General features: G+C 56.1%; 13 protein-coding genes. 7 read left to right on the top strand and 6 right to left on the bottom strand.

The genetic code is table 11. From position 1 onward, the window contains the following. Window positions 1–24: 24 nt before the first annotated feature. A complete protein-coding gene (locus B4A77_RS02825) occupies window positions 25–4,440 on the bottom strand; it encodes a fibro-slime domain-containing protein (RefSeq protein WP_290738108.1) in 4,416 nt (1,471 codons plus the stop codon). 294 nt (window positions 4,441–4,734) lie between these two features. Here B4A77_RS02825 and B4A77_RS02820 point away from each other — a divergent pair, with 294 nt between their 5' ends. Then, window positions 4,735–5,616, top strand: coding sequence for a GGDEF domain-containing protein (locus B4A77_RS02820; RefSeq protein ID WP_173365801.1), 882 nt, complete (start codon window positions 4,735–4,737; stop codon window positions 5,614–5,616). 12 nt (window positions 5,617–5,628) lie between these two features. On the opposite strand, the gene B4A77_RS02815 is transcribed toward B4A77_RS02820, so the two are convergent. Then, window positions 5,629–6,774, bottom strand: a complete 1,146-nt coding sequence (locus tag B4A77_RS02815) for a hypothetical protein (protein ID WP_290729888.1) — start codon at window positions 6,772–6,774, stop codon at window positions 5,629–5,631. Between the two features lie 250 nt (window positions 6,775–7,024). Between B4A77_RS02815 and B4A77_RS02810 the strand changes: the two genes are divergently transcribed. Next, complete coding sequence (locus tag B4A77_RS02810) at window positions 7,025–8,410, top strand: MATE family efflux transporter (protein ID WP_290729885.1); 1,386 nt, start codon at window positions 7,025–7,027, stop codon at window positions 8,408–8,410. Window positions 8,411–8,413: 3 nt separating this feature from the next. Here the strand turns inward: B4A77_RS02810 and B4A77_RS02805 are convergent, their stop codons facing one another. Together B4A77_RS02805 and B4A77_RS02800 are read right to left on the bottom strand one after the other, a co-directional pair. Next, on the bottom strand, window positions 8,414–8,899 hold the full coding sequence (locus B4A77_RS02805; RefSeq protein WP_173382683.1) for a hypothetical protein: 486 nt from the start codon (window positions 8,897–8,899) through the stop codon (window positions 8,414–8,416). Window positions 8,900–8,973: 74 nt separating this feature from the next. Beyond that, on the bottom strand, window positions 8,974–9,753 hold the full coding sequence (locus B4A77_RS02800; protein ID WP_290738105.1) for a hypothetical protein: 780 nt from the start codon (window positions 9,751–9,753) through the stop codon (window positions 8,974–8,976). Window positions 9,754–9,786: 33 nt separating this feature from the next. Between B4A77_RS02800 and B4A77_RS02795 the strand changes: the two genes are divergently transcribed. Further along, a complete protein-coding gene (locus B4A77_RS02795; protein ID WP_290738102.1) occupies window positions 9,787–10,698 on the top strand; it encodes a hypothetical protein in 912 nt (303 codons plus the stop codon). On the opposite strand, the gene B4A77_RS02790 is transcribed toward B4A77_RS02795, so the two are convergent. Both B4A77_RS02790 and mnmE read right to left on the bottom strand, forming a co-directional pair. Beyond that, window positions 10,679–11,542: a GRP family sugar transporter gene (locus B4A77_RS02790; protein ID WP_290738099.1), complete on the bottom strand. Its 864-nt coding sequence runs from the start codon at window positions 11,540–11,542 to the stop codon at window positions 10,679–10,681. The genes B4A77_RS02795 and B4A77_RS02790 overlap by 20 nt on opposite strands. Next, on the bottom strand, window positions 11,532–12,926 hold the full coding sequence (mnmE, locus tag B4A77_RS02785) for a tRNA uridine-5-carboxymethylaminomethyl(34) synthesis GTPase MnmE (RefSeq protein WP_290738096.1): 1,395 nt from the start codon (window positions 12,924–12,926) through the stop codon (window positions 11,532–11,534). Before mnmE ends, B4A77_RS02790 begins: the two co-directional genes overlap by 11 nt. 34 nt (window positions 12,927–12,960) lie before the next feature. Between mnmE and B4A77_RS02780 the strand changes: the two genes are divergently transcribed. From B4A77_RS02780 to B4A77_RS02765, 4 genes are all read left to right on the top strand, one after another. Next, window positions 12,961–13,929, top strand: coding sequence for an aldose 1-epimerase (locus B4A77_RS02780; RefSeq protein WP_290738092.1), 969 nt, complete (start codon window positions 12,961–12,963; stop codon window positions 13,927–13,929). Between the two features lie 150 nt (window positions 13,930–14,079). Continuing rightward, window positions 14,080–16,374, top strand: coding sequence for a glycosyl hydrolase (locus B4A77_RS02775; protein ID WP_290738089.1), 2,295 nt, complete (start codon window positions 14,080–14,082; stop codon window positions 16,372–16,374). A gap of 229 nt (window positions 16,375–16,603) precedes the next feature. Continuing rightward, entirely contained in the window at window positions 16,604–18,490 is a 1,887-nt protein-coding gene (locus B4A77_RS02770) for a T9SS type A sorting domain-containing protein (RefSeq protein ID WP_290738086.1), read from the top strand. A 157-nt stretch (window positions 18,491–18,647) separates the two neighbouring features. Further along, a complete protein-coding gene (locus B4A77_RS02765) occupies window positions 18,648–20,510 on the top strand; it encodes a glycosyl hydrolase (protein ID WP_290738083.1) in 1,863 nt (620 codons plus the stop codon). Window positions 20,511–20,518 lie beyond the last annotated feature (8 nt).

The raw sequence follows: 20,518 nt of genomic DNA, 5'->3' as shown, positions 1-20,518 counted from the left end.
TCATTTTAGACCGAAGAAGCGCTATTACTTCTTAACAACGCCCGTGCCGCGTTTTACGCCCCAGACCTCGGTCTTTTCCTTCTTGCCCTTGGTTCCGACGGAACCGAGCTTCACGTAGGACGAGTACTTGGTGATGTAGGCACCAGTACCCACGAGGCGGTGCTTGTCAGAGAGCATGTTCCATGCGACGAAGAAGTTGCGCGGGTTCTTCACGCAGTCGCCCACGGCGCCTTCCTGGGTCGGGTCGGCCGAGAAGAACGCATCGTCACAGTAGATCTTTCCGCTCTGGTGAGCAACGAACGAGCCGAGGTTCGTGTAGTAGTCAACTTCGTAGAAGAAGTAGATGTCATGCGGATTGTTCTGGTACACCCTCGTGAAAGATGTATCGGCACCGATGATGGAACCCATGTCAGACTGCACGAAGTGGCCGAGCGTATTCGGGTGGGCCGACTTGACATCGTCCATATTCTCGCTCGTCTTGACCGGGAAGACTTCGCCCACCGGGGTATTTTCGTCCACGGCCGACGGATCCGCAACGTTATACGGAATCGTGGTCACGTCGATCTTCGCATCACCCACAACCTGCACCCACGGAGACGGCAAGCGGTCCGTAGCATTGTAGTTCGTCGGAGAATTCCAGTGCCAAGAAGCATCGTCGGCAGGCCTGAGCGTATCGGCACCCGGAGCGGCCCCATTCGAGGAGTCGGCCCACACAACGTTATCGGCACGGAAACGGATGTAGTCACCCACGTGCGGAGTCGGCTTCAGCTTGTCATCGTTGTAGTAACGGAGCGTAAGCGTATCCCTCTTGTTCTGGGGAGAGTTCTGGGATTCCACATGGATATACTTGGCTTCTTCTTCCTTGAACGCTTCATCGACAGCAGAGTTCAGATAATAGCTGAATGCCGAGGTTGCCACGGAGCCATCCAGAACCATCACCGGTTCGGAAGCGACAATCTTCACCTGGTCATACACGCCACCGTCTGTTTCTGCCGAAGCGCGAGCCGAAAGGATAATCGGAGCCATACGGTCGGTCAGGTGACCTTCGAAGAACGATTTCACGGTATCGCCCTTCCACTTGTAGGTCGTAAACGATGCAATCCTGTCTTCGTTCAGTACCAAAGTCTTCACATCGGCAGTGAACGGATCGTCGACAGCAAACACGAGCGTCTGGCCGTTATCCGGGCTCTTGTCATAGGCTTCCTTGATTTCGGCAGCACTGAACTGCGTGGAGCAGAACATTTCCTTGTCCTTCGGGTTAGTAGAATAACCCAAATCATAAGGATTGATCTTCACCAGGTGCTTTTCGTCGAAGTTGAGGCACAGGAAGAACGGGATGGAGTCCGGATGAATGGCACGGTCATAGATAACCGCCATGGAGTCCGCCCTACCATCCAAGTAGTCCGCCGATTCCTTGTAGAACTTAGACGAGATGTTCATTTCGCCCGTGGGAGCGCCCTTCACGTCGAACATGTCGACAATGAGCGGCATCGGTGCAGGCGGTTTGTAGAAATGCATGTTGCCATAGGGAGCCGCGACTGCGTTGTTCGCGACAGCACCCACAAGCATGGTCGCCGCGGGCTGACTCGGGTCATCGTAGACCTGGCTCGAACGGATACGCACCAAGGCGACACCGTCTACCAGAGCGCTGACAGCACCCGAAACTCCGCTGGAGGCATCCAGGATATCCAAGGCAAAATTACATTCCGTGCAGAGGGCTCCCGTCGCCGGGTTACGGACAATGAGGTAGAAGTCCACGTCGGCATTCACCCAGTGGAAGTATTCATCGCCATCCTCATCCACATCGGGATCCTGATCCATCGTAGTCCATTCCGTGACGTTGCCGAGGGAGTCGGTCGTCTTGGGCTTGGCAAACGACAGCTGCGGGGCGAAGAACGAGAGTGTCGCGACAGCGTTGCGCACGGAAGCCGTAACCTTCGTTTCGGCGGCAGTCAAACCAGCGAGCGGAACTTCCACCCAGAGGGTATCGATACCGTTCTCGTCAATCTTGCCATTGTAGGGCACAGAGAGCGGAGTCGTATCTTCCTTGTTCTTGTAGAGAGTGGCACCCGCAGAAAGCGTGAGCGTGTAGGTCTGGTTCGCTGCAGAAGCGAGGTCGACCGTGCCCTGATCGTCCGGAGCGGATACATAGATCGGGAGGCGCGTGCCGGCAAGGCCCATGCCCTCGAACTTCCACTTGGTTCCGGCCGGGTAGATGTTGACATCCCCGTCGGTATTCGGGAATTCGACATCCTGCGTCACGATATCCAGGTTACCCTTGATTTTGAACTTATGGTAGGCAGTCTTGCCATCCACGGTAATGGCGAGGTAGTAGGTTCCGGGAGGAAGCCCGTTCATCTTTTCCTGGTTGAACTTCGGCACCTTCGGGTTCGTGAGGTCGATACCGCCATGGTTGATGGTTCCCGGAGTCAAAGCGGCACAGTCGCCACAGCCCTGCACCGGCTCCTTCTTGCGGGTGACAATCTTGAAGGCAATCTCAGTTTTAATACTATCTCCACATTCTTCGGAACCTTCATCGGTACCGGCAAGCACGGAGGCACAGTCGCCACCGCCGCTCGTGAGCACGCAGACATCAAGTTCGAGGCCTCCATCGCCCTGCGGTTTGGGGTCAATCGTGATACCGGTCGACTGCTTGATGTACATGTTCGTCTTGATACGCACGTTACTCATGTCGGTACGGCGGTCACAGAAGAAGATGTCGATTTCGTAGTCCGTTCCGGCCACGAGGGCGCCGCTAGCTCCTGTAAACTGATCCAGGTTAACGTAGCCCGGAGCGGCCAAGTGCGTACCGCCAAGGTCCACGGCAAGCTTGTTGTCGATAAACACCCAGATGTCATCGTCACCACGGAACGAGAACTGCATTCCCGGACGGTAAGTGAACTTGGCATGGGATTCGAAGCAGAACATCTGGTTGTTGCTGCCCTTGATTCGGGTATCCCAGGTGCTGTTGTCGTAAACGTTAGGATGGGTACCATCGCCGAATTCACCGGCAGAGACAGGGTAAAGGTCAATGTACGGAAGGCCGGTCGTCGGTTCGATAGCGGACCAGTCCGCCACGACGCCCAACGTCTGCAGAGCCTTTGTAGAAATGTTCCTATCTGGGTTGTTGGCACCACCACCGTCGCCGTAACCGACGTTTCCGAGACCATCACGGCGTGTAGACGCAGCCACACAAGTAGCATAATTGGGATCATTCGCAGCACAAGTCACATCATTCAAGATGGTAAAGGCGCCAGTCGGTTCGTTATAGCTGTCGTATTCCCACAGGCCATCCTTGGTGAGTTTGAAGGTGACGTCGCGGCAGTGCTGGTAGTTCACGCCCGGAGTGGGCTTGAACATCACGTCAAAGGCTTGCTGGCTCACGAAGCAGCCACTCGCCGGATTGTAGGTCGGTTTTTTCGTCTGCGGGTCAAGCAAGTCAGCAACTATTCCCGGAGTCACGCCGATACAAGGAACCGTGTTGGCCCCCCCGTTGCCACCATAACCATAAGGCGCCGTAGCAACATAGCACTTGTTAGCACCAGCTTGCGGGTAAGCGTCACAGGTAAAGGCGCCGTGCAAGCTAGCATCGGTATCGTAGAGGATTGCGGCCAGGTTGTAGGAGCAGTTTCCATCAAGGCCCGGGTCCGTAATCGAAATCTGGTCGACGGCGCTTTCTGCGGCCAAGTCAACATCGGCAATGAAGTAAACCTTGTTAGTATTATATTGGTTATAGATGACTTCCATCGGAATCGGGATAAGCACATCCGCTTCCCAACCGTCCAAGCCAATGGCATCTTCCAAGTCTGCGTCATCGTCCTTGAAGAAGATGAAGGATGTCGGCAGGGGTTCGTCCATCCACACGGCGTAGTACCATCCGCACATACCCGGCGCGACCTTGAACGGCTGGCGGCTCGCGTAGGTTCCATCGGGAGACCACATCGGGACGGTCGCCTTCCACTCCGCTTCGTCCGGCACGAGCACATACATGTACTTGATATTCGGTTCGGTATAGGAAACTAGGGTCTTGCCCGCCTGCTTCGGGTTTTCCAGAACCCAGACATCCGTCGTGCCCTTGGTGCTCGGGCATGCGATATCGCGGTTGTTCCTCGGAAGGCTTGCATCATAAGCAGAATGGCCATTCCACTGGGCAGCAAGGATGTAGTCGAGCGGGTTAGTCGAAGAGTTTGCCAAGCCGAAAGCCGTTTCCTGGGCTTCGCCAAGGGCGTTCGACAAGTCGTAATCATAATAACCCGTCGTGGGGTTCTTGTTCGCCGCCGTAACTAGTGCAGACTTGTTCTGCATGGTCACATAGAAAGAAGCGGGCCATTCGTCAGGCTTCTTAAAATGGAGCGTACCCGTACATGCGGCTGCAGCGCTCTGCACGCCAACAAACAGCATGCAGGCACCCAAAACCCACTTCCACAGGGAGATCTTCATGTATTTCATCATTTTTGTTTCCATCAATGGTTTTCCTTCCAACTAAGCATACCAAAAAGACCGGCCTTTTTAATATGCCACACCGACCTCAAATTTATTCTTTTCTTTGAAAAAAAGCCAACTCTTTTTTTATTTTTTGTTAAAAATACGTTTACTTCGGTAAAAAACCGGCCAGTCAACAAAAGAAAGTGCAAATTATCACAAGATATCACAAGAAAAAAGCGCCGTTTTGTAAATGAATTTTTACATATTTCCTATCTAACTTTTCTATTTTTACCCTAAACCGGAGTTCCTATGCAAGATTTGGACCAGACCATCGTGACCCCAGGCAAGACAATCAAGTTCGAGAGGCTCGAACTGAGGCCGCATTTGATAGTGCTCTACCCGCAGGAACAGTTCCGGCAAATCGCCATTGAAAAAGGTACGACCATCCTCGGCCGCGGGCAGGATGCCGGAGTCCGACTCGACGACGAACTCGTGAGCCGCAAGCACTGCGCCATCGACTTTGACGGGGTCCACGTGACCGTGCGCGACCTCGGCAGCACCAACGGCACCTTCGTGGACGGGCAGCCCGTGCAGATTGCAGAACTCGATTCCGAAAAGCGCCTGCAGGTCGGCAAGATGGTCTTGAAGGTGGAATTCAAGGACAAGAGCGAAGAAGCCTTCGACCGCGCCCTCTACGAAGCAGCCACCATGGACCCGCTCACCAAGATTAGCAACCGCCGCAGCTTTATGGACCGAAGCCTCGGAGAACTCGCGCTCGCCCGCCGCAGCGGGGAATTCGTGCACACCATCATGGTGGACGCAGACCACTTCAAGCGCGTGAACGACACCTGGGGCCACCAGTGCGGCGACATGGTTCTCAAGGAAATCGCGCGAATTCTCAAGGAAGAGAAACGCGAATCCGACCTGCTCGCCCGTTACGGCGGCGAGGAGTTCCTGCTGCTGCTCTCGAACATTTCGCCCGAAGACGCGCAGAAGAGCGCCGAACGCCTCCGCAAGGCCGTGGAACGCCACAAGTTCTCGTGGAAGGATACGGTCATCCCGGTGACCATTTCGCTCGGGCTCTGCTCCAAACAGGGAGAGGACATTCCGCAAATCGAAGCGATGATCGCGCAGTGCGACAAGATGCTCTACGTGGCCAAGGAAAGCGGCAGGAACCGCGTGGCCTTTTAAGACGCAGGGCCCTTAGCAGCCCACGTCGCCGTCACGGTCTCCACCGCAAGTCTCACAAGAGGAAGTGTTCCCGCAGGGCAGCAGTTCCTCGGCTTCGTCAACCGGCTTGATCTTCGATTCGTTCGAGTACTTGATGTACTTCACGTCGGCAAATGTCCCGCTAAGAGTGAACGTGATGACGCCCATGGAGCCGCCGGTCGTCGTGCATCCCGGATACAGGATGGTAGCAACCAGGGTATCGCCCCTGAGTTCGGCATTGAGCCCGTTGAAAGTGCAAAGGTCGTCCACAAGCACACCATCGTCACGGAAGGTAACCGCGCCGCTAGCGCTTTCCACCTTCACGACGCGCGGAGAAACCGCCGGACCGCCGCGATACATGGCCGAGACGTCGGTCGCCTTTTCATTAATGTACGTGGTCGGAGGCGGCAGGTACACCCACTTGTTTTCAATGCACTGGTAAGCGCGGCCAAAGAACTCCAGCAGGGTGTCCGTGTCGCAGGGCTCCAAGTCAGGCCTGCGAATTCCGTCGGGGATGCCGTCGCCGTTGCAGTCGCCACCCGGAAGGCAGACAACATTCATGACACTCCAGTAATTATCGACACACTTGAATTGCTGTTCGGTCACGCAGTCGGTAACGACCTCACCGTTTCTCCCGACGCAGTTTCCTTCTGCGCTCATCCCGTCGTAATCGGTAATATGTTCGCAGGTAGACTTTATCTGCCTCCAGAGTCTGTCGCTGCATACATAGTCAGGGCCACCCTTGCAGTCAGGAGCCACTTCGCCGTCTACATCGCAATGGTTGCAGGCCACATTTGTCACAGGGCAAAAGTCACCTTCACAAGGCGGGCACATCCCATCCATGTCGATGCACGCTTTGAAGATGCTAGAACTAGAGCGTTCCTCCAGGCTAGAGCTGGACAGCGTTTCCGGCAAGGAACTGGAGCTTTCCGCAACGTCGGAGCTGCTTTCGGGAGCCGTCTCGCTAGAAGCGGGCTCATCATTGCCCGAAGATTTCGCATCGGAACTCTCGACAGCAGAAGACTTCTCGTCACCGCCGACCGGGGCGCTCGGACTGTCTTCGTCGCAGGCAGCGAACATGAACGCGGCAAGGGCCACCGCAGCAATGCTACATGTCGATTTCAAAAGTTTCCTTTTCATACCATTCTCCTTTTTTCTATTAAATATATGTTCGATTCTTTTCCAAATATACAACCCTCATTCAAAAAAAGCAATAGTTTATAAAACAAAATCAATAAAATTTAATCAAAATCACAAACTTTTTGTTTATTTTACATATTTTATCCCTATATGCAACAGTCGTTTCATATGCAGGCCGGACACCAGTGTTCGGGAAACAAGTTTTCACGCCTTACCCGTCTTGCGCGCTTTTCCTATATTTGGCGCCGAAATGTCGAAACTGAATTCCGAGCGCCTCAATTCCTTTGGTACCGCGAGCATCCCGAAACTGGTATTGCAGTTCTCGGTGCCCTCCATCGTGAGCATGCTGGTGAACGCGCTCTACAATATAGTAGACCGCCTCTTCGTGGGCCACGAAGTCGGAAGCCTCGGCATCGCGGGCATCACGCTGTGCTTCCCCATCATGCTGTTCATCATGGCGATGTCGATGATGATTGGCGTAGGCGGCAACACGCTGTTCGCCATCCGCCTCGGGCAAAAGAAGTACATCCAGGCAAGCATCATTCTGAACAACTCGTTCTCGCTCCTGTTACTGATGGCCGCCACCACGTTCACGCTCGGCGAGATATTCATGGAGCCCCTGCTCCGCCTGTTCGGCGCAAGCGATCAGACGCTCCCCGTTGCCAGTAGCTACATGCGCATATTGCTTTGCGGTGCGGTATTCCAGACGGTCGCCCCGGGCATGAACCACTTTATCCGTAGCATGGGTCACCCCAAGACGGCCATGTTCCGCGAAGTCATCGGAGCTGTCACGAACATCGCGCTCGATTGGCTGTTCATTGTGCAGTTCCGCTGGGGCATAGAGGGCGCCGCGTGGGCCACCATCGGTTCACAGCTGGTGGCGGCATCGCTCATCACGCAGTTCTTCGTAAAGAAAGATACCCCCATCCGCATCCGCTGGCGCCACATGAAGTTGCGCTTCGCGTACGTGAGGAAGATTATCATCCTCGGCATTCCGCCCAGCATTATGCAGGTGTGCAACAGCCTGATGAACGCCATCCTCAACTGGAGCCTCACCACCTATGGGGCGATCAGCCTGCACGATACGGGGGCTCTCTCGGGCGGCGACCTCGCGATTTCCGCATTCGGCATCGTGAACAGCATCGCCTCGTTCATATTGCTCCCGCTGCTCGGCTTTGTGCACGGGACGCAACCCATCATCGGGTACAACTTCGGCGCGCGCCTCAACGCCCGCGTGAAGGGCACCCTCAAGTTCACGTTCATCTACGCGGGGAGCTTTATGCTCGTGGCGTGGGCGATACTGATGTGGAAGACCGAAGTGTTCGTGGCCCCCTTCGCACCTACCGACCTCAAGCTGCAAGAAGTCGCCGCGTGGGCCATGCGGATTTTCGGGGCGGCGTTCTTCATGATTCCGCTCGGGCTCGTTTCGGGCAGCTTTTTCCAGGGTACGGGAAAGGCGCTCAGGTCCATGTTCCTGAACGCCTGCAGGCAGGTGATTCTGCTAATTCCCTTTTTGCTCGTGCTCCCGCACTTCTTTGAACTGAAGGGCGTGTTCATGGCGCAGCCCATCGCCGACACGGGTGCGGCCATCATCGGCGTGCTCATGCTCCGGCACGAACTGAAGAAGCTGAAATAAACCTTAGAACAACTTCTTCGCGTCGGTCAGCTGGCCGTCCTTCTCGTGGAAGAGGATGACGGAGCCCCCTTCGAGGGTCTTGAAAACTTCGACCAGGCGGTTGACAGTCTTAGTCTCGTCAAAACCGATTTCGTTCTTCGCGGCCTCGTTCACGACTATGCCGAAGTTCACGGCGTTCGGGGCGGAACGGCGGAGATAGGCAATGAAGTCGGCACCGGATGCAATCACGTCGGTACGGCCCTTCACGTCGATGTTCATCGGGTCTCGGATGCTGGCCGAAAGCGGGAAGAGTTCCTCGTTCACGGTCTGCTTCGCGTTCAGGAAGAACATGTTGCCCACATAGAGGCTGATGGTATCGTCGAGCACCTTGCCCACTTCGACGGACACATCGCACGCAGACGACATTTCCTGAATTTCGAGTTTGGAAGGTCCGCAGGCAATGAGGGCTGCGGAAGCGAGGATGGCGAAAGCGGCCAGAATCTTTTTCATATGGGACTCCTTATGTTCCTGAAATGCTTAAAAATCCCCGCCTGTGCGGGGATGACGATAAAACAAATATATACTTATTTCGAGAGGATACCAAGCGCCTTGGACACGAGTTCGGGCGAAAGCCTGAAAATTTCGCTCAATTTTTCAACCCTTTCGGGTTCGGCGATGCGTTCCATGCGGCTGCCGTTTGCGTCGCGGGTCACGAGGTTGCCCTTCTGGTAATAGTACTGCACGCCGCGCTCGCGGTCGAGGCGGTTCAGCACCGGGTAGGTCATCATCTCGCGGTAGAAACTTTCGGACCAGTGCTGTTTAAATTCCTCGACGCTCACGCCTGCCACCGGGTATTCGAAGCGCAACTTCATCGGGGAGCTGAGTTTCCCTGCACCATTGAGCGCGCCGCCGGTCCAGAGTTCCATGGAATCCATGTCGGGCCGCACGAGACGCACGCTGTTCGGCACCAGCGGAAAAAGCGCCTCACCTGCACCGAAGGGCTTCGGGAGCGGGATGGGGAGCGGGTCGAAGATGAGGTAGCCGGGATCGAAGAGGAAATCTGAATCCGCATCCGGTAAAATCAGCGCGCAGTGGATGTTCCTTTCCTTGCGCTTGTGGCCCATCACGAGCCGCGGGTTTAACCCCATGTCGCGCAGGCTCTGGTACAGGTGCCAAGTCATGCTGAAGCAGGTGCCGCCGCCCATCCAGGTATCGATATCGTTCTGGTCGCTGTCGTCGAGATTGCGCGCGGCCGTAGCGCTGCCGGTAGATTCGAGGCGTATGATTTTCGTGAGGTTCTCGTACGTGACGTTCGAGAGCCTGTTACACAGGTCGAGAATCTTTTGCCTGGTTGCGCTTTCCATAAACGCAAAGATAGAAATTGCTATATTATGCGCATGCTCGGTATTGAACAGAAAAAAGGAAACGACGATAAGCTTTGCGGCAGGATGATTGCCTACGCAAGGATTTTGCCCACGCCCGACGCCGAAGAAAGCAACACGCCGTTCGACGACATGATCAAGAACGGGCTCTTGACGCTCGAAGGCGATTTCCGCAAGTTCAACCCGACCGTACCCTCGCGCCACCGCAGGAACCAGGTAATGGACGAGCGCCTGAACGAACTCCTCGAAACGATGGAGGAGAACGGCGTCGAACTGCCGGAGAACCTCGACGTGGAAACCATGCGCGACAGGCTGCATGAACTTTCGAACATGGAAGTCATCCCCATTCCGGCGCGTATCGGCAACTTCACCAAGGAAGAAGACATCCTGAACGAAGACGCGGACATCTACTACGTCGGTGAATTCATCGGCGCGAACCAGGCGCACTTCTGCCTCACGACGCTCCCCATCTACTACCAGGCGCGTTACCGCGAGCAGACGAAGAAGCACGAGATGGAACTCCTGAACGACATGCTCTCGCAGTTCGAGAACGGGCAGTTCCTCGACAACGACGACATCATGAGCGACACGGTGGAGCTGTTCCCCGAAGGCGCCTCGCTCAACACGTTCGTGGGCGACCTCGGGAACCTGCTGAACGTGAAAGTGATACCCTTCCTGCTCGCCTGCGAAACCGACGAGGATTACGACCGGCAGGTGAAACTGCTGTACAAGTTCATGAAGGACTACCCCGAGCCGCTGGACGTGAAGCGCATCGACGCATCGCTGCGCATGCTGCGCGAGCAGGGCGACAACGAACTTGCCCGCAAGGTTCTGGAACTGAGTACCAAAAAAATCTGCGCCCTCTACAACGAGGACGCAAAATCCGCCGAAGCATTCGAGTCGGAAATTACATCTTTGAAAGTGTAAGCAGGGCGGCACCTGCAAGGATAATGACCGTCGACGCGGCCAGTTTCAAGCGTTCAGTGCGGGTCGCATATTCCCCGAAAGCAAAGACTCCCCACATCTGGTTTACAACCAAATTAAGTTGCAGGAGCGGGTAGCCCACCGCATATCCGAACATGCCATCGTCGGCGATGGCCCAGAATATGGCGAGTGTCCCGAGCATCCAGAGCATGCCGGCAGCAAAGGCGAAAAGCGACGGTACCGCAGGCATTTCAAAACGCTTGCCGCGGGCCAGAGAGAGCACGATAAAGAGAGCGACACTCCCGACGCACACGCCCACCGAGAACGGGAACAGGAATTCCATGTCCCCGAGCCCGCTTAGCTTGTACGGGATAAGGTACGAGCCGAACACCGCTCCCGAAAGGAGCGAGCGCCAGTTTTTCCAGATATGCTTGATGTGCCCCGCCGGAATCCAGATACCCACGAGCATGCACACGATGGCTGGGATAGAGAAGTAGAAAAGCGAGTGCTCGGCGAACAGCGTGACACCCGTAATGAACGAAAGCAAGATGCTCACGCTCATGGAGCGCAGTCCCGTGCCCGCGAGGTCCGCCTCGGCCTGCACCGCCCAGAAGCAGAGCGCACCGCCGATAACCCAGAGGAGCCCGCAAATCACGCCGACGGGTTGCAGGTTGAACTGTCCGGTGACGCAGGCGATTATCGCAGAACAGGCAAGCGCGCCCACGGCCATCATGGCGAGGAACGCCCACGAAGAATAGTTCGGGTATTTCTTGAGCGGGACCATGTATGTCCCGAACGCGAAGACGCCGATCAGGACGCCGATAATACTGAGAGTGCTACTTGCCAATGCAGAACCCCGCGAAAATAGATTGTAAAATGTCTTCGGACGAAATTTCGCCCGTTATGCTCTGGAGCGCACGGCGCACCACCTGCATCTCGAAGGCGAGCAGTTCCACCGCCGGATTGTTCCGGAGCAGGTCGAGCGCGCGGTCGATACCCGCAAGGGCGTCTTCGAGGCAGGCCTTCTCGCGTTCGCTTGTAATCCAGAGGTCTTCTGCGTCCGCAGATTGCTTGAACAAGTAGGCGTTCATCGCTTGGCGAAGTTCCGCAAGGCCCTCGCCCGTCTTGGAAGAAACGCTCAGTCCGCCATCGGGAATCGGGGATGCGCACAGGTCGGACTTGGAATAAACGACAAGGTCCGCGTTATTTGTCATGTCAGCGAAAGCGGACATCCTAAGATTCTCGCCTTCGCGAGAATGACGAGATGCTAATTCGCCTTCGCGAGAATGACATTCCTGCGAGCTGCCGTCCACCACGAGAATCTTCATGTCGGCTTCTTCGAGAATTTCCCTGCTCTTCTTCTGGCTGAGCGCGTCGAGCTCGTCCGTTGCCTGCGCAGCGATGCCCGCGGTATCGACCAGCCGGATTTCGCCACCGGGCAAGAAGAGGCGCACTTCCACAAAGTCGCGCGTCGTACCCGGTACGTTGCTCACGAGCACGCGGTCTTCGCCCAGGAGGGCATTCACGAGGCTTGACTTGCCCGCGTTCGGCGCGCCGTAGAGCACGGCCAGCGGGAGCCTGCTGAGCGAAGCCTTCCCGTGGAAGCTGTTTAAAACTTGCTGGATGGATTCGCGGACAGCGACAAACCGCGCTTCCCAGCCCGCAAAGTCCGGGTCGGCCTCCTCTTCCGCGAAATCCACATCGAGTTCGAGGCGCGCCGAGATGTCCTTGACCTGCGAAGCGAGTGCCGCAATCTTTTTCGAGAGGGCGCCCCCCAGAAGGCGATGAGCGTTCTCGAGTTCTGCGCGGTTCGCGCTGTGAATCACGTCGGCCACGGATTCGGCCTGCGTCAAGTCCATCTTGCCGTTCAGGAAGGCGCGGTGCGTGAATTCCCCGGGCTCGGCAAGACGCACGCCATCGAGCCCGCGGATTGCCTGCAGCAGGTCGCGTACGATAAGCGGGTTCCCGTGCGGGTAGAGTTCCAGCACGTCTTCGCCGGTATAGGAATTCGGGCCTTCGAAGAAGATATACAATAGGCTATCGATAAGCTTGCCCGACTGCGGGTCTCGCGTACTGCCGAGATTTGCCATACGCGGTTCAAGCGCAGCTGCACGCTTTTCGCCAAACAGGGCTCGGACAACTTCACGCACCTTCGGACCGCTCACGCGAAGCGCGGCCACGGCACTCACGCCGGCAGGTGTCATCGGGGCGACTATCGTCTGGGAATCCATGGCAAGAAAGATAGCATTTTCTATCTTACCCCACATGAGCAACTACAAACTGATTTCCCGCCCTATCGGCACAGTGCAGTGTTTTGTCCTCCAGCGCGACGACGGCGCCGAATTCGAAGTCTTGAGCGGCTACGGCGGCGGACTCAACGCCTGGCGCATCCCCGCCTCCGGCAAAAAAACGCTTGACCTGCTCTTCGGTTACCGCGAAGGCGACGACATCTTCAAGATGGGCCCCGACACCAACGCGGGCTGCAGGCTAGCCCCCTACCCCGGGCGCACCGCCTACGCGAAGTTCACCTGGAACGGGAAGACCTACCAGCTCATCAACAACGTAAGCTGGGCCCCGCACGCCCTGCACGGTTTTTTGCAGAACCAGGAATGGAAATTCGAGCGTTTCGAAAGCGATAACGAAAGTTGCTCTGCCGTTTTTACCTGCGACTGGCCGGGTGCCTTCGCGGGATTCCCCTTCCCGTTCCGTGCTACAAACAAAATAACATTCTCCGGGAACGCGTACAAGGTCGAATCGACCGTCGAGAACATGGGCAACACGGACATGCCCTATTCCGAAGGCTGGCACCCGTACTACATGCTAGGTGAAAAAATCAACGACCTGGTAATGACACTCCCCGAATCGCTCCTTGCGGAACTTGACAGCGCCGACCTCCCGACAGGCAACTTCCATGCGGACACGCGCTTTACTGCAGGCCGCAAGATTAACGACGAGTTCATCAACGACTGCTTCTGCCTCGTGGACAACAGCAATCCGAGAGAAGCAGGAAGAGGCATCGTTACGCTCGAAGGCAAGAACGGCAAGCTTACCCTCTGGCAGGACGCCCGCCTCGGGCAGTACAACGCCATCCAGATATACACGCCCCCGACCCGCGAGAGCATCGCCATCGAGCCCATGACATCGGAGCCCGACGCGCTGAACCATCACCGCGGACTCATCGTCATCCCGCCCGGCGAAAAACGCACGTTCACCTTCGGCGCAGAGTACAAGTAATCCTTCGGCAAACGAAGTTTGCCATTTTTACGCAAATTTCGCCATTTTTGTTGTTGTGATTTACCCAACATCTTTTTGCAGCGACCCCAAAAAAGGGGGCCGGGACACCCACTATTAATATATATTCAAGAAAAACAAAAAAGGACGTGTATGAAAATCACAAAATTTGCATGGATGTTTGGTCTCGCCGCGGTCAGCAGTTTCGCCGCACAATACGAGGCCGAAGACGGAACGATTACCAAAGATGCCGCTGTCGCTACCAGCACAGCGGCCTCCGGCGGTAAGTATGTCAAGATGAACGGCGGCGATATCACATTCCCGACCGTGACTGTCGATGCGGCAGGCCAATACACGGTCGTCATCCACTACATGAACAACTACGGTGGAGACAAAATCAACAATGTCGGTGTCGGAAGCACCTCCGCGCAGGTTTCCTTCCCCGTTACGGACAAGGACAAATTTGTGGACGTTGAAACAGTCCTCGCCCTTGCCGCAGGCGCAAATACAATCGCCATCACCAATAGCTGGGGCTGGATTGACGTGGACTATATCGAAGTCAAGCCTTACGAAGCGAAGGCTTTCGATCTCTGCAATGCGCCCGTCACAGCAAACGCGACCCCCGCTGCCAAGAAACTCTACAACTTCCTCGTCAACAACTTCGGCAAAAAGACCATCTCCGGCGTGATGACCGGTAATATGGATGCCTACACCATGGGCGATGCCACCCAGCACGAAGACGTGCAGGCAGTTTACAAGGCCGGTGGCAAGTATCCGGCACTCATCGGCGCCGACCTCATGAACGCAACCGGCGCGAACAAGGACGAAGGCTGGTTCCAGCAGTACACCGAAAAGGCCGTCGACATCGCGAAGACCACCTGGAAGAAGGGCGGCATTCCGGCTTTCACGTGGCACTGGCGCCCCGGTGACGAAGTGGAATTCTACGTGAAGGGCGCACACGAAACCTACACTGAATTCGACTTCACCGAAGCATTCATAAAGGGCACTACCACTTGGGATACCCTCTCGGCAGCCTACAAGGCGCTCGTCGGTGACATCGACCGCATTTCCGAAATTTTCCTCGGCCTCCAGACTGAAGGTGTCGCCGCCATCTTCCGCCCGCTACACGAATCCGGCGGAAACTGGTTCTGGTGGAGCACGCACACGGGCAAGCAGTTCGCTGCGCTCTACCAGTTGCTCTACGAACGCATGGTGTTCAAGAACGGCGTGAACAACCTTATCTGGGATTTCAACCCGCAGGACGCCTCCAAGATTTCCTGGACTCCGGGCGAAACCTACTACGATGTGCTGAGCGTCGATATCTACAACAAGGCTAACGACCACCAGAGCAACAGCGCCGCATTCATCGACTTTGCCAACAAGGGCGGTACGAACAAGCTTATTTCCCTCAGCGAAAACGGCCCCATCCCCGATGTAGACAAGATGTACGACGAGGGAGCCGCTTGGAGCTGGTGGATGCCGTGGTACGAATCCTGGGGAAGCGCTTTCGTCAGCCAGACCGCCGCAAGCGTATGGCAGAAGAACCTCGCCGACGAACGCATCATCACGCTTGACGAAATGCCCGGCTGGGACAACTACAACGAAGCAGCATCCGCAACGAAGGTTTGCCCCACCTCTACAGAAAACGCCAAATACGGAGCAGGTAGCGGTTCTTCGGAAGACTACAAGAACATGATGATGGCCGTGACCTACAAGACACTCGGAGAGGACGGTGCGAACATCGAACTGCAGAAGGTGCCGGATCTGACTGGCGCATCGACAGTCTCCGTCAAGATTACGAACAATGGTTCGGGCGGTGCAGACGGTGGTGTCTGGGTAGGCCTCGCCTTTGTGCGCAACGGCATGAAGGATAGCCTCTGGACCTGGGAAATGTCCCCCTCTACCGGATGCTGGCTCAACGACGGCGCCTCCTCTACTTGCGAATTCGACATCACCAAGTACGAAGACGATGCTGGCGTGGAACATCCCACGGACCTCGACAACCTCTTCTCCGTCACGCTGATGGTCGCCGCCGTGGGATTCTCGGGCACCATTACCTTTGACGACCTCGTCGCCGACAACGGGAAGGTGATTTCCGCATTCGACAAGAAGACGGAACTCTTCACGACCGCCACCCAGAGCAAGGATTTCGTCTCGAAAATCGAGCTCGTGGACGAGAACGGCAATTCCGACGCTGTCAAGACCGTGGCCGCCTCTGCCGCCAAGTTCGGCATCCAGGGCAACACGATTTCGCTTTCTACCGCGAAGGCGGGTATGGTATCGGTCGACGTGTTCGGCCTGAACGGCAAGCGCGTCGCGACACTCTACAAGGGCAACCTCGCCGCGGGCAGCTATGCGTTCAGCCTCGAGAACATGCCGAAGGGCAGCTACATCGTGCGCGTGAAGGGCGCGGGTATTGCCGCTACCAAGCCGATTCTCGTCAAGTAAAGTTTCCTCCTAACTCCAAAGCCCTGCAGGTTTTCGCCTGTGGGGCTTTTTTCGTATAGAAGCCGCAAAACAAGCGCAAGATGGCCGCAGGTTCAGCTTTTTCGCGCTCGCCCGGTGTGGACAAATCCGGCGGTTTTTGTCAACACCCCGAGGCGAAAAATGTCCTTTTTGCGCCAGCGATTTATAGTTTTCGGGTAAACGCCTCCGAAGGGGCGTTTTGAGGAGTTATATGAAAAAATTGAGTTTTGCGGCTCTTTGCGGGGCCTTTTTGCTCGGTGGAACCGCTTTTGCGGCTCCGGGCCTCACGGTGAGCGGCACCGATTTGCTCTATAACGGCAAGAAAATCTTCTTTTCGGGCACAAACCTCGCCTGGAGCGACTACAATTCCGACGTGGGAGCTTCCCCGCTGAACGAGAACGCCTGGCGCAAGGCTGTGGAAGGCACACGCGCCGCGGGCGGTAACGCTATCCGCTGGTGGCTTTTCAACAACATGAGCCAGAGCCCGGAAATCGACCAGACGACGCACCTGGTTTCGGGCCTCAAGGAAAACACCATCAACAACATGAAGAAGGCTCTGGACATCGCCGAGGAATACGGCGTGATGGTCTCGATGTGTCTCTTCAGCCACAACCTGATGGAACCCAACCAGTGGGGACTTTACGACGAAAAGCTCGACATCACCGCGAATACGAACCTGTTTGAGGACGAGGGCACGCAGGCGTTTATCGACAACGCGCTCATCCCGGTGGTGAAGGCGATTGGCAACCACAAGGCGCTCATGACCTGGGAAGTTTTCAACGAGCCCGAGGGCATGACGAGCGAATGCAGCGGCTGGACCTCCAAGAAGATGGCGCTTTCCAAGATCCAGGCATTTACGAACAAGGTAGCGGCAGCCATCCATACCGAAAACCCGGAACTGCTCGTTTCTACGGGTAGCGTGAACATCCAGTATCAAAAACACTGGAACGACGCGGCCCTCGTGGCGGCGGGCGGCAAGGCGAACGGCACGCTCGACTTTTTCCAGACGCACTACTACCCGTATTACCAGAACGATGCGGTGAGCCCGTTCGTGAATACGGCAGCCCAGATGGCGAGCAAGTACGGTTACGATAGCAAGCCGATGATTATCGGCGAATTCCCCGCAAGCGGCTGGAAGGGCGATACCTATACCGCAAGCATGGCGGCAAAGACCCAGATTTCGACCGAGGAATGCTACCGCAAGGCGTTTGACGGCGGCTATGCGGGCGCACTCGCCTGGCAGTACATCGGTGACAAGACCGAATCGAACTTCGGCGGCTACACTTACACGATTGACCCCGCGCTTGACGCCATGAAGGCACTCGCCGCAACGGAAGAGGCGAGCATCAAGATTAAGGATGTGTCGATTAGCGAAGAAGGCGGCGACGGCAAGATGTCGGTGACCTACGGTGGCGACAACGCGCAGATCGAATACCAGAAGACATGGGACCTGAGCAAGGCCAGCACGTTCACGTTCGAGGTAACGAACACGGGCGCCACCAATGCGCAACTGCACCTGATTTTCAAGCTGACGGATGCTTGGACCTGGACTCCGGTGAACGACGATGCCAGTGCTTGCGTTGTGCCCGCGGGCGAATCGACCGTCTGCTCCTTCGATATTTCCAGCTTTGCAGATCGCAACCAGACTCTGAGCGTCGTCATCGCGAACTACGCGCCGGGCTACACCGGAACGCTCCTGTACGATAACTTCAAGGCGGGCGACCAGGTTCTCTGGGACTTCAACGAAGACAAGTACGATGCCTTCAGCCGCGGTTTCGAGAACACCGAAGAGATGATCCCCGAAATCAAGATCGTATTCGGCACAACATCCATCGGGAAAGAACCGCATGTGGCCGCAGTCAAGGCGGGAGCATCTTTCAAAATTTACGGTAGCACGATTTCGCTTGTGACCGCGAAGGCGGGCGACGTGAGCGTGGACGTTTACGGCATGAATGGCAGGCGCATCGCAACCCTCTTCCACGGCGCGCTTGCGCAGGGCAGCTACGCGTTTAGCCTCGAGAACATGCCCAAGGGAATGTACATCGTGCGAGCGAAGGGAGCAGGCATCACCGCGACGCAACCCGTACTTGTGAGATAACGGATTTCTGACTCCTCGCCCCTGCGGGTTCACGCCTGCGGGGGCATTTTTTTTTGACATTGTGCGCCACGCAACAGGTTTTCTTTCTTTTTTCTTGTAAAAAAACAACCAGCCCTTTTTTAGGATATATTTAGAGCATAAGATGTATGGAGTGCTTATGGAATTCAAGTCTTTTGTGGCAATAGCCGCATTCTCCGTGACGGCATCCGTTTTTGCCGCCCCCACTGTCTACGAAGCCGAAGCGCAGCCGGGCGTAAATGCCGGAGACGTCTCGGCGGATTCCACCGGAGCGAAGTTCGTGACGAAGTCCTCCGGTACCGAGTTCACCTTCACGATCAAGGTCGAAGAAACCGCGATGTACGACATCACGACCAAGGTGCTCATCAAGCAGTACGACTGGACGACCTCCAAGATCCTCGTGAACGGAGTCGAGGCGGGCTCGATGCTCACCACCCCGCGCAACTGCGATTCCAGCTACGTGGTGGCGGCATCCGCCAAGATGCGTGCCGGCGAAAACACGATTACCGTAGGGAACGGTGCCATCGGCGTGGACTACATTACCGTGGAACGCCATCCTGACCCCGTTTTCAACATCAGCGAATTGCCCGTATCGCCCAACGCGAGCGAAAGCGCCCAAAAAATATACACATTCCTCCGCAACAACTTCATGAAGAAGACCGTAAGCGGCATGATGATTAGCGACCAGAACTTCAACTACGACTACGGCAACATGAAGCTTTTGAAGGCAGGCGAATGCACTCCGGCGGATTCCTGCAAGTTTAGCGACGAGGAAGTCTCGTGGAAGGGTCAGACCGACATCGCCGAGTTCTACAAGCGCAGCGGCCACTACCCTGCCGTGGGCGGGTTCGACATGCTCTTTGCCGCGGGCGGGCATCACGAGGAAGGCTGGTTCCGGGGTTATACCGAGAACAACCTGGTGATGACCGAGCAGCTGTGGGAAATGGGCGGCATCCCGACCTACACATGGCACTGGAAAGTCGGGGAAGACACGATTTTCTACACGCAGCAAGAAGGCTACAGGAATGCGGGTTGCACCGAAGGCGTCACGAAGACGGCCGACAACAACACCTGCTTCAACTACACGAAGGCCTTCAAGGATTCCACCTGCAAGGAGATTGACTTGACTTCGCAGGTCTACAAGGACATCGTCGCCGACGTGGACATTGTCTCAGGCTATTTCAAGGAACTCGAGGGAAAGGGAATCTCCGTCGTGTGGCGCCCGCTGCACGAGGCCAGCGGTGGCTGGTTCTGGTGGGGCACGGCTAGCCCCAAGTGCTACGTGCAACTTTACCGACTCGTATTCGACCGCATGGTGAACACAAACAAACTCACAAACCTCATCTGGGTATGGAACATCAACACCGACCCGAAATTCGGTTACGACTACAGCGCGCTCAATGCGGAATGGTACCCGGGTGACGAGTACGTGGACATTGTCGCGGTCGATATCTACGACCCGCTTAACAACCACAATTCCGCCGCCAACTACTTCAACAAGATAGTGAGCGACGTCGGAACCAAGAAACTCATCGCCCTGAGCGAAAACGGCGCCATTCCGGATATCGACAGCATCGCCGAAGACAAGGCCTATTGGAGTTACTGGATGACCTGGAGCCAGACGTGGAGCGGAAACTTCCTTGAAAAGACTCCTACCGACATGTGGAAAAGGAACCTCGACGACGAACGCATCATCGCACTCGACGACATGCCCGGCTGGGACAAAGTAATCACCCCGGACGTCATCCGCGCAGGCCGAAACATTGTCAGAAAAGCAGAAATCTCCTTGCAGGGCAAAGACCTCGCCATTGCATTACCGCAAGCGGGCGTAACCGCCATCGCCATTTTCGACATTACGGGACACCGCATCAAGACGCTGAACATAGGCGTTCTCGATGCCGGCACGCACGCATTCTCGCTGCAGGGCCTTGCACAAGGCAGCTACATCGTGCAAGTCAAATCCGGCAACGAGAGATTCGCGCAGAAGATTCAGATAAAATAAGGAAGCCT

This window comes from Fibrobacter sp. UBA3718 (assembly GCF_002371935.1).
Classification (GTDB): Bacteria; Fibrobacterota; Fibrobacteria; order Fibrobacterales; family Fibrobacteraceae; genus Fibrobacter.
The sequence above is the reverse complement of the archived record's forward strand: the minus strand, read 5'-3'. Positions and strand labels throughout refer to the sequence as shown.